General features: G+C 73.6%; 1 protein-coding gene. It reads left to right on the top strand.

The window, feature by feature from the left end:
* Positions 1-212 (top strand): GatB/YqeY domain-containing protein (locus CCN44_RS24675; RefSeq protein WP_158103141.1); only part of this gene is annotated, 212 nt, incomplete at both ends.

Below are 212 nucleotides of genomic sequence, written 5' to 3' on the forward strand. Positions count from 1 at the left end.
GAAGGCGGAGGGCGAGGTGCTCGCCGAGTACCTGCCCAAGCAGCTGTCCGACGACGAGCTGAACGCGATCGTCGCCCAGGCCGTGGCGGAGGCGAAGGCGGCCGGGGCCGAGGGGCCGCGGGCCATGGGCGCGGTCATGAAGATCGTGAACCCGAAGGTGGCCGGCCAGGCCGAGGGCGGCCGAGTCGCCGCCGCGGTGAAGAAGCTGCTCC

The sequence above is a fragment of the Streptomyces tricolor genome (assembly GCF_002155905.1).
In the GTDB taxonomy this organism is placed as follows: Bacteria; Actinomycetota; Actinomycetes; order Streptomycetales; family Streptomycetaceae; genus Streptomyces; species Streptomyces tricolor.